Source organism: Mesorhizobium sp. (assembly GCF_004962925.1).
In the GTDB taxonomy this organism is placed as follows: domain Bacteria; phylum Pseudomonadota; class Alphaproteobacteria; order Rhizobiales; family Rhizobiaceae; genus Mesorhizobium.
This window is the reverse complement of sequence record NZ_SUEO01000071.1, coordinates 1-9,925: the sequence shown is the minus strand read 5'-3', so window position 1 is coordinate 9,925 and position 9,925 is coordinate 1. Positions and strand designations below refer to the sequence as shown.

Below are 9,925 nucleotides of genomic sequence, written 5' to 3'. Positions count from 1 at the left end.
CCTTCGAAGTACTGGCTGCGATAAACCTCCTGCCAGATCCGGCCAATCTGCATCGGGTCGCGGCCGATGAGAAACTCGCGATAGTGCTCGATCGCGCCGGCCACGGCCTTCTCGCGACCGCTCAAGCCGCTCTCGCCCCAGCCGAAGATGTCCTGGTCGGTCTCGATCTTGACGAGCATCTGGTTGCGCGTTCCTACCCACACTGGATAGGGCTTGATCGCGGTGATCTTAAGCTTCTCAGTCATCCACGCCCACGTTCCACACACATCCGCCCTGTCTCAGTTGGCCTTGAGGGCCATTTCAGTTTCGCCGTCGAACAGATGCATCCGCTCCTGATCGAACTCTAGCCAGATCTGTTCGTCAGGTGCGACGGCGATGTTGGGGGACACGCTGATGTTGACGATGGCGCCGGAGAGGAACGCCTGCACGAAGGTGACGTCTCCGGTTGGTTCCACCGTAAAGGCCTTGGCCGGAATGGCACCGGCGACCGCGCTGTTGTGCAGCTTGATCGTCGAGTGTCGTGCTCCGAGGACCACCTTCTTGGTCTTCGCCCTCTGGACCTTGCGCGCGTTGAGTTGCGACAGCTCGAGGCTCCAGCCTTCCGCGCTGGTCAACACGGTGTTGCCGTTTGCCGTCGATGCCTCCAGCGGAATAAGGCTCATCGCCGGGCTGCCTATGAAGCTCGCGACAAACATGTTCACCGGATGGGCGAAAACCTGCGCCGGCGAATCGTATTGCTGCAGATAGCCGCCGTTCATCACCGCCATCCGGTCTGCCATGGTCACGGCCTCGAGCTGGTCGTGCGTTACATAGATGATCGTCGCCTTGAGGTCCTGGTGGAAGCGCTTGATCTCAGAGCGCATCTGCACGCGCAGTTTGGCATCGAGGTTAGAGAGCGGCTCATCCATCAGGAACACAGCGGGGTCGCGGACGAGGGCACGGCCCAGGGCCACACGCTGCTGCTGTCCGCCCGAAAGTTCGCGCGGCTTACGCTCGAGCAAGTGCGTCATGTCGAGCACTCGCGCCGCTTCCTTGACCTTCTTGTCAATCTCGTCCCTGGGGAGTTTGCGCATCTGCAACGGGAACGCCAGGTTCTTATAGACCGACTTCTGCGGGTAGAGCGCGTAGTTCTGGAACACCATTGCGATGTCGCGGTCCTTGGGGTCGAGGTCGTTGACCACTCGTTCCCCGATGACGATGTCGCCCGATGTGATCGGGATCAGTCCCGCGACGAGATTGAGCGTGGTTGTCTTGCCGCAGCCTGAAGGGCCAACGAGCGCAACGAACTCGCCGTCATTGACCGTCAACGAAACGTCGTTGACGGCTTTGAAGCTGCCATAGGTCTTGACCAGATCTTTGAGGACCACGTGGGCCATCGGCAACTCCCTAATGCTTGACCGCGCCTTCTGTGAGGGCGCGTACGAAGTATCGTTGCAGGACGAGGAACAGCACCACGACGGGCACGCTCATCATAAAGCTGGCCGCCATCAGACCCGGAAAGTCCGTCGTATTTTCCGAGAAGAAGCGCTGGATGCCGACCGGCAGTGTCAACTGTTCGTTCTTGGAGAGGAAAGTGTAGGCGTAGATGTACTCGTTCCACGCGCCGATGAAGGAATAGATCGCGGTGGCGATGATTCCCGGCGTCGAGAGCGGCATCACGATCAGGATGAAGGCCTGGAACCGCGTTGCCCCATCGATGCGCGCCGCCTGCTCGAGCTGCACCGGGATGTTGTCGTAGAATCCCTTGAGCAGCCAGATCGCCAGTGGCAGGCCGAAGGTGAGATAGGTGAGAATCAGCGAGCCATGCGTGTTCACCAGCCCCAGCACGCGCATCAGGATGAAGAGCGGCACGAGAAAGATCACCGCGGGGAACATGTTGCGCAGCAGCACGGCGAAGAACAGGAAGTTCCGGCCGGGGAAACTGAAGCGCGAAAACGCGTAGGCCGCAGGGACAGCCACGATCACCGAAAGGATTGTCGTGACGGTCGAGACGAAAAGGCTGTTCCAGAAGAAGCGGAGGAAGTCCTGCCCGACGCTGTTCTGCGGATCGAGCAGCTTTTGATAGCTGGCGAGGGTAGGCTGGTCCGGCCACCATTGCGGCGGGAACTGCATCGCCGCGAACCCGGACTTGATCGAAGTGATCAGCATCCAGATCATCGGCAGCGCGGTGTAAAGCAGCATGAACACGAGGAAGATGCGCCCGGCCCACCGCCATCCGTCGACGCGCATGCGGCGCCGGGTCTGACCCCGAGAGGCTGTCTCGGCAATCGTGCTCATGCGGTACCTTCTTTCCGCTCATTGCCGCTTAGCGCACGGACGTAGAAGTAGCCCAGCGTCATCAGGATGAGGAACAGGAGCACCGAATAGGCCGATGCCACGCCCCAGAGCTGTCGGCCGAAGGCGAGCTCATAAATGTGGGTGATCCAGATATGCGATGCGTTCGAGGGCCCGCCGCCGGTCATGATCCAGGGGATGATGAAGGAATTGAAGTTGGCAACTGCGAGCAGCAGGATCGTCACTGTTGAGACGTTGCGCAAGTGCGGGAAGGTGACGTGCCAGAAGCGCTGCCATGCACTGGCCCCGTCAACTTTTGCGGCGCTCAGCAACTGTTCGGGGACTGTCTGCAGGCCGGCCATCATCATGATCATGGCAAACGGAAACTCGCGCCAGATATTGACGACGATCAGGGAGGGCAGCACCGTACTGACGCTGTCGATGAAGTTCGGCGGCCGGTCGGCCAATCCGAGGCCGACCAGCACTGCTCCGATGATCCCGAAGTCCGAATGGTAGATCCACCTCCAGATGTAGGAGGCGGCGACCGCGCTGATGACCCAGGGAACGATCAGGATAGCGCGCAGGACACCACGGCCGATAAAATCGCGGTGGAGCGCCAGCGCGGCGGCAAACCCCAGGACAAAGGAGATGAAAGTGGATCCCAGTGTCCAGATCAGAGTGTTCCAGGTGACTTTCCAGAACACGCGACTGGCGAGTATGGTCGTGTAGTTGTCGAAGCCGATGAAGATCTTGTCGCGGAGCTGCAGGCCAGGCGGCGTCTTAAAGAACGACAGCTCGATCGTGTAGTAGATCGGATAGGCGATGACGATGAGCATCACGGCGATCGCAGGGAGCACGTATGCGTAGTCGGCGCGATGCTCCCATATCTTCCGCAGCACGCCGGACCTACCGGGTTGCAATCTTCGGCGAGCCTCGGCCTTGCCGGTCACGATCGTCACTGTGGCGTGCCCTCGTACTTCGGACGAACCGGCTGCACTATCGGCGCAGCTGGCCAGATCGCAGGTAGGGCTTGGACTAGAGTCCGCCCATCAGGTCTTTTACCTTCTCGGCTGCGTCGTCCGCTGCCTCGTCGACGGTCATCGCTCCGGTCAGGGCATTCTGCAGCATGTCCGGGACGATGATGTTCATGATCTCGGGGGACTGCGGCAGCGCTGGGAACGGGATGCCGTATGGCAGCATCGAGGTCGTAACATCGAGGAACTCGATGTTGTCGAGACGTTCCTTCATCCATTTGGTCTTGAAGCCATTAAGGTTGCCCGGGTTCGAGCCGGCGTAGGCCATCTTCAGCGACCATTCAGGGCTCGTCCACATGCAGATGATAGCCTTTGCAGCCGGCTCGTCTACCTTGCCGCCCTCGACATATTCGGGCTTCAGGATGTGAATGTTCGAGCCGCCGAACACGACGGCGCGCTTGCCGTCGGGGCCAGTCGGAATCAGGCCGTAGCGCATGTTGTCGATGACGGTCTGCGCCTTGTCCTTGTCGGTGCCTGTCGCCTTCTTCTGCAGGTCGAGCATCACGTCGTAGTCTGATGGGTGCGAGATCATCATGCCAAGCTGGCCGGCGAGGAACAGGGGCTGGTTATCGGCCTGCTGGTTGGTGAGTGCCGAAACCGGGACCGACTTGTCGCGAACGTACATGTCGTACGAGGCTTGCAGCGCCGCCTTGCTCTGCGGGCTATTGAGCTCGACCTCCTTGTAGGTCGGGTTCGCGGTGGCTTCGTCGAAGACGCCGCCGCCATAGGCCCACAGCTGTGGCATGAAACGGTACGGCGTATTGCCGGCATTCTTGCGAGCCACGAGGCCGTAGCCGGCAATGCCGAGCTTGTCGTGGATCTGCTTGGAATACTTGACGACGTCATCCCAGGTTGCCGGCGGCTTGTCTGGATCGAGGCCCGCCCGCTTGAAGATGTCGGCATTCCAGATGAACGCCATCGTCTCGTTGTTGGTCGGAATGCCGTAGGTTACGTCCTCCCAGGTTACGGCCTTCATCGCGCCGGGCCAGAAATCATCGGTCGAATAGCCCACATCCTCGGGTTTGAGCGGCTCCAGATAGCCCTTTGACGCGAACTCGGTACCACCCAGGATTTGCAGGCGGACCGCCATCGGCGCGGCATTGCCCAGGAGCGCCGTGCGGAACTTGTCGAGGAGGTCGTTATAGGTGAGGGCTTGTTCCTCGAGCTGGATGTTCGGATAGGTCTTGCGGAAGGTCTCGAAGAATTCCTTATAGTACTGGCGCAGGAGGTCGGGGTCGCCCTCGAACACGCCCTGATACCAGAAAGTCAGTCGCCCCTTGTAGTCGAGCGGGGTGACCTTGGCGCAATCGGCTGCCGTGTCAAAATCCTGTGTGCCGGCAATGGAGCGCACATATTCCGGCGACCACTTGCTCAGGTCAACCGGTGGCGCACCGAGCGCCGATGTGGACATCAGCGATGCCATCAAAGCAGTGGCGACAGTGCCGCGCAGGACCGCACTGCCGAGCGTAATCCTCGTCATAGGTATCCTCCCTGGTTCTCCATGCCGCCCGGCGTCGAGCCAAAGCGGCCTAGCTCGTTCGACCGCCGGGGATGCGCCTTTCTGCTCTATGTATCCCTTCGATCACTTTGTACGTTTTCAGATCGTGGATTGCCTGTCAACGCGTTGGATCGTACATTGTTTGTGGAGGCCGTGCGTGATATCGGGCAAGGCGTGTATTGTTTTCAGGGAGCCGGCCTTGGCCGAAATTAGCGATTTCATAGCCATGCCGCCTGTGGGGACTGATACCATCGGGGCCTCCAGTGAGGGCGCCTCGCTTTATCAACTGATCAGGGAAGACATCATCGAGGGACGGCTCGCCGCTAACGAACGGCTTGTGGTCACCGATCTCGCCCGGCGTCACGGCACCTCGACCAACCCCGTGCGCGAGGCCCTGCAGCTGTTGCGTGGGGAGGGCTTTGTCACCTTTGTCGCCAACCGCGGGGCGCGCGTCCGACCCATAGATCAGGATTTTGTCCGGGATATCTACGAGATCGGTGTTCTGATCGAGCCAGCCCTGACGCGATGGTTTGTGAATATGGCTACCGGCGAGGACATCGCCGAGCTCGAACGTCTCCAAGGCTTGATTGAAGAGAACAACTTCGCCGATACATTCAGGCACAGTGAGCTGGATACCGCTTTCCACACCGTGATGTACCAGCGGCACTATAACCGCCATGCCGCTGAGCTCTGGTGGAAGCATCGCGAAGTGCTGCGAGCCGTGAGCCGGCGTTTCAATTTCACGCTTGCGCGGCGTGCCGCGATCATTCGCGAGCACCGCGAACTCATCGCTCTCGTAAGAGCGGGAGAGGCCGACAAGGCGGCCGAACTCGTTTCCCGCCATGTCGAGGGTTCGGGCCGGCATATTCTCGAACAGATGCGTGCGCGCAACGCCGCTCGGGCCGGATAGGATGAAGGTCCGGTCTAAAACATCGTTAGCCTGACCCTTTCAGATAAAGGTAATTGAAATGAAAATCACGAGCATTCGGCCGTGGCTGATCAAGTCCGATGCTTCTTATTGGGGAGAGTTTCTGTTCGTCGAAGTGATGACCGATGAGGGGGTGAGTGGCTGGGGAGAGATCACCACCACCACAAGGCTCGCCAACCGCGCGCTCTGCACGATCCTACGGCAGATCGGCGTCGCCGTGACAGGCGAGGATCCATCGCGTATCGAGCATCTCTGGCACAAGATTTTCCGCAGCTTCACCTACATGGGCAGCCGCGGCGCCGCCGTCGAATGCGTGAGCGCCATCGATATAGCCCTCTGGGACATCCGGGGCAAAGTCCTCGGTAAGCCGATTTACGAGCTGCTGGGCGGACCAGTACGCGATGAAATCGCACTCTATACCCATCCCAACCAGGCCAAATTCACCAGCAAGGAGGCTGTTGTCGCCGAAATTCGAGACATCGTCGAGTCTGGACACACCGCGCTCAAGTTCGATCCCTACCCCCACCAGGGCCGCAGCGCCGATAACCTGTCCCGCGAACAGCGGGACGGCTATCTCGATGGCAGCATGACCCGCAAGGACGAGCGCGAAGCCGCCGAACTCACGGCTCTGATCCGCGAAACGGCGGGGCCTGATATCGACATCCTCATCGATGCGCATGGCCGCTTCGACGTTCCCACCGCCATTCGTCTCTGTCGTAGCCTCGAGGAAGCCGGCCAGATCGACTGGTTTGAGGAGCCCTGCCCGCCCGAGAGCCTCAACGCGCTCAAGCAGGTGCGTGAGAAGGTCAGTGCCGCCATCTCGTGGGGCGAGCGCGGCCACACGAAGTGGGATTTCGTGCCGGTACTCGAGAACAAGCTCGCTGACTACATTATGCCGGACGTCACCTGGACCGGCGGCATTACCGAACTCAAGAAGATTTCTGCCCTATGCGAAGCCTACTACGTCCCGGTCTCGCCACATGACGCCGCGGGACCGATCAACGTGGTTGCGGGAGCGCAGGTGATGATGACCGTTCCTAACTTCTACAAGCTCGAAACGTCGGAGTGGAACCTAGGCAAATACGATCACCTCATCGACAGACCACTCGACAATTCGAACGGCAGCCTCAAGCTGACGTCGAAGCCTGGTCTCGGTATTGAGATGGACCGTGACTACCTGCAGGCCCACGAGATTGAGCTGGGCTAGCAACGCTCCAAGCCCCATCCACCAGAACGAGGATAAGTCATGGCAAAGACGGGTGGCGCCGACGAGGCGCTCAATCGGGTGAACGCGAACTCTAAGCCATCCCAGCTTCGTATCACCGACATGCGGGTAGCCGAAATCGTTGGCGCGCCGTTCACCTCAGCGCTGCTCAAGATTTACACCAATCAGGGCATCGTCGGGCTTGGCGAGGTGCGCGACGGCGCCAGCGCCACCTACGCGCTGATGCTGAAGAGCCGGCTGCTTGGCGAGAACCCGTGCAACATCGACCGCCTGTTTCGCCGGATCAAGCAGTTCGGCGGGCACGGCCGGCAAGGCGGCGGCGTCTCGGCGGTCGAAATAGCGCTGTGGGATCTCGCCGGCAAAGCCTATGGCGTCCCCATCTACCAGATGCTCGGCGGCCGGTTTCGGGAGAAGGTGCGCCTCTATTGCGATACCGACGCCACCGTGCCGAGCGGCACCGAGACGGGCAAGCGCCTCAAGCAGCGCATGGCGCTCGGCTTCACGTTCCTCAAGATGGATCTGGGGCTGATGCAGATCGCGGATGTACCCGGTGCGGTCGTGTCCCCTGCCGGCTCACTTGAAGGGTACCGCGTTCACCCCAGCCGCGGCCCGGTCAAGACCATTGAGGAGCGGCGCGCCCGCAACGCCGCGTACGATCTGCATAACGTCCCCCACCCGTTTACCGGCTTCCACTTTTCCGACAAGGGCATCGACCTGCTTGAGCAGTACATTGCCGAGGTTCGCGACGTTATCGGTATGGATATTCCGCTCGCCATCGACCACGTCGGCCACATCTCGTTGCAGAACGGCATTCGCCTCGCCAGGCGGATTGAAAAATACGTGCCAGCCTGGCTCGAGGATGTGATCCCGTGGCAGTACACCGAGCAGTACCGACAACTGCAGGACGCCACCACGGTGCCGATCTGCACCGGCGAGGACATCTACCTCAAGGAGGGCTTCGAGCCTCTGCTCAAGAGCGGCGGCCTCTCCGTTATCCACCCAGACCTGCTCACCAGCGGGGGCATCCTCGAGACCAAGAAGATCGGCGACATGGCGCAGGACCACGGCGTCGCTATGGCCATCCATATGGCCGAAAGTCCAATCGCCGCAATGGCCGCGGCACATGTAGCGACCGCGACCGAAAACTTCATGGCGCTCGAATACCACTCTGCCGATGTCGACTGGTGGGACGATATCGTCACCGGCGTTCCCAAGCCGCTCGTGAAGGACGGCTTTATCACCGTTTCAGACAAGCCGGGCCTTGGGATCGACGACGTCGTCGACAAGGTGATCTCGCAGCATCTGCAGCCGGGCGTCAGCGGCATCTGGCAGCCCACGGATCACTGGGACAACGAGTATTCCTGGGATCGCACCTGGAGCTGAGGCGAAAAGAACCGAAGATGAAGATCACCGACCTCCGCTGTGCCGTTATCGGCAAACATCCCGTCGTCCGCATCGTTACCGACGAGGGCCTCTATGGCCTGGGCGAGGTCGAGTACACCAAGCCCTACCTCAAGCCCTGGGTCCTGCATTTTCGCGAGGCGCTGATCGGCGAGGACCCGACCGACGTCGAGCGGGTGATGCTGAAGATCCGCCAACGCGGCTCTTTCAAGCCCTATGGCGCGGCGGTAAGCGCTATTGAGCATGCGCTGTGGGACATTGCCGGCAAGGCCGCAGGCGTGCCGGCCTACAAACTGCTCGGCGGCAAGGTGCGCGACAAGGTGCGCGTCTACAACGGCTCGATCCGCCAGAAACGCACGGGCGACCGGCCGGAGGATTACGCCGCTGACGTCAAATGGATGATGGAGCAGCCGCAGAACTTCTTCATGATCAAGCAAGGAATCTCGTTCCACTCCAACATGAAGGACACAATTGACGGCTTCCATTACGGCGTGACGCAGAAGGCCGGCTATCACGGTGCCATGGATCAAGGCGTGATCAGCGAGCGCGGTTTCAACCACATGCTCGACTGCGTGATCGCGATGAAGGAAGTGCTGGGCGACAAAGTCAGCCTGGCACTCGACTGCGGTCCCGGCTGGATGCTGCCCGATGCGATTAAGTTCGCTCGCGCGGTCGAGAAGTACAATTTGATGTGGCTCGAGGACATGCTGACCGGCGACTATGTGCCGTGGGTCAATCCGCAGGCCTATCGGGAGCTGACCACCTCCACCTCGACGCCAATCCATACCGGCGAGCAGATCTACCTGCGGCACAATTTCAAGGAGCTGATCGAGACGCAGGCGGTACGTGTCATCGGCCCCGATCCCGCCGACATTGGCGGCATTGCCGAACTCAAATGGGTCGCCGAGCACGCCTATATGCACTCGATCTCGATGGCGCCGCACGGCACCGCGAATGGCCTGCTCGGCCTCGGCGCGCTGATCAATGTCTGCGCCACCTTGCCCGCCAACTACATCGCCTTCGAATACCCGAGCGCCTCCAACCCCTGGTGGGAGGACCTCGTGGTCGGCCTGCCGTCGCTGATCGTGAAGGACAGCATGGTGGACCTGCTGGAAGCGCCGGGGCTGGGCCTCGATATCGACGCCGAAGCAGCCAGGAAGTATCTCAGGGAAGAGGACGCGGGCTTCTTCGACTGAGCCATCCTGCTTGCGCCACCCTGCACCGCGCGACCGCTTCGCGCAGATTGGCATCCGGGATGACTGTTTCGGGCCGGAAGCGGAATGGCGGCTTCAGAGCTCGAATTCTTGCAGCAGACGTTCACCGCGACGCAGCCAGTCAGGATAAGTTGAGACCTTTTCTAGGGCGAGCTGCCTGGGCGCGCCTGTTCTGCCTGAGCGGGGAAACCGATTTCGACGTCCCGAAAGGTTGTGCTGATGAGGAGGATAACTAACTGCCAAGTTAGAGCGGCATGTTTGAGTACGCTTTGCCCCGGTCGAGGCGCATTCCACTGGGGATCCAGCAATAGCAACGTCCTGTCGAGGTCGACCTGAAATTGATACCCGGCC

General features: G+C 60.6%; 9 protein-coding genes and 1 pseudogene. 4 read left to right on the top strand and 6 right to left on the bottom strand.

Going from position 1 to position 9,925, the window contains the following annotated elements; translation table 11 throughout:
• From E5W87_RS16090 to E5W87_RS16070, 5 genes and pseudogenes are all read right to left on the bottom strand, one after another.
• Positions 1 to 245: pseudogene (locus E5W87_RS16090) on the bottom strand (mandelate racemase/muconate lactonizing enzyme family protein); the annotation flags it as partial.
• A gap of 33 nt (positions 246 to 278) precedes the next feature.
• Complete coding sequence (locus tag E5W87_RS16085; RefSeq protein ID WP_292399152.1) at positions 279 to 1,376, bottom strand: ABC transporter ATP-binding protein; 1,098 nt, start codon at positions 1,374 to 1,376, stop codon at positions 279 to 281.
• 10 nt (positions 1,377 to 1,386) lie between these two features.
• The gene (locus E5W87_RS16080; RefSeq protein ID WP_292399149.1) at positions 1,387 to 2,277 is read right to left on the bottom strand and encodes a carbohydrate ABC transporter permease; all 891 of its coding nucleotides are present in this window, start codon (positions 2,275 to 2,277) and stop codon (positions 1,387 to 1,389) included.
• Entirely contained in the window at positions 2,274 to 3,233 is a 960-nt protein-coding gene (locus tag E5W87_RS16075) for a carbohydrate ABC transporter permease (RefSeq protein ID WP_292399146.1), read from the bottom strand. The genes E5W87_RS16080 and E5W87_RS16075 overlap by 4 nt, the downstream gene beginning before the upstream one ends.
• Before the next feature lie 76 nt (positions 3,234 to 3,309).
• Positions 3,310 to 4,788 (bottom strand): sugar ABC transporter substrate-binding protein, encoded by a 1,479-nt coding sequence (locus tag E5W87_RS16070; RefSeq protein WP_292399143.1) that lies wholly within the window; start codon positions 4,786 to 4,788, stop codon positions 3,310 to 3,312.
• Between the two features lie 217 nt (positions 4,789 to 5,005).
• On the opposite strand from E5W87_RS16070, the gene E5W87_RS16065 reads away from it, so the two are divergent.
• From E5W87_RS16065 to E5W87_RS16050, 4 genes are read left to right on the top strand one after another with little or no spacing between them, the layout of a single operon-like run.
• Entirely contained in the window at positions 5,006 to 5,716 is a 711-nt protein-coding gene (locus E5W87_RS16065; RefSeq protein ID WP_292399141.1) for a GntR family transcriptional regulator, read from the top strand.
• A 58-nt stretch (positions 5,717 to 5,774) separates the two neighbouring features.
• Positions 5,775 to 6,941, top strand: a complete 1,167-nt coding sequence (locus tag E5W87_RS16060) for a mandelate racemase/muconate lactonizing enzyme family protein (protein WP_292399138.1) — start codon at positions 5,775 to 5,777, stop codon at positions 6,939 to 6,941.
• A 39-nt stretch (positions 6,942 to 6,980) separates the two neighbouring features.
• Positions 6,981 to 8,342, top strand: a complete 1,362-nt coding sequence (locus E5W87_RS16055; RefSeq protein WP_292399135.1) for a mandelate racemase/muconate lactonizing enzyme family protein — start codon at positions 6,981 to 6,983, stop codon at positions 8,340 to 8,342.
• Between the two features lie 17 nt (positions 8,343 to 8,359).
• Positions 8,360 to 9,556 carry a mandelate racemase/muconate lactonizing enzyme family protein gene (locus E5W87_RS16050; RefSeq protein ID WP_292399132.1) on the top strand — a complete coding sequence of 399 codons (1,197 nt, stop codon included), beginning with the start codon at positions 8,360 to 8,362 and terminating at the stop codon, positions 9,554 to 9,556.
• Between the two features lie 161 nt (positions 9,557 to 9,717).
• Here E5W87_RS16050 and E5W87_RS16045 read toward each other — a convergent pair.
• Positions 9,718 to 9,925 (bottom strand): hypothetical protein (locus tag E5W87_RS16045; protein WP_292399129.1); only part of this gene is annotated, 208 nt, incomplete at its 5' end.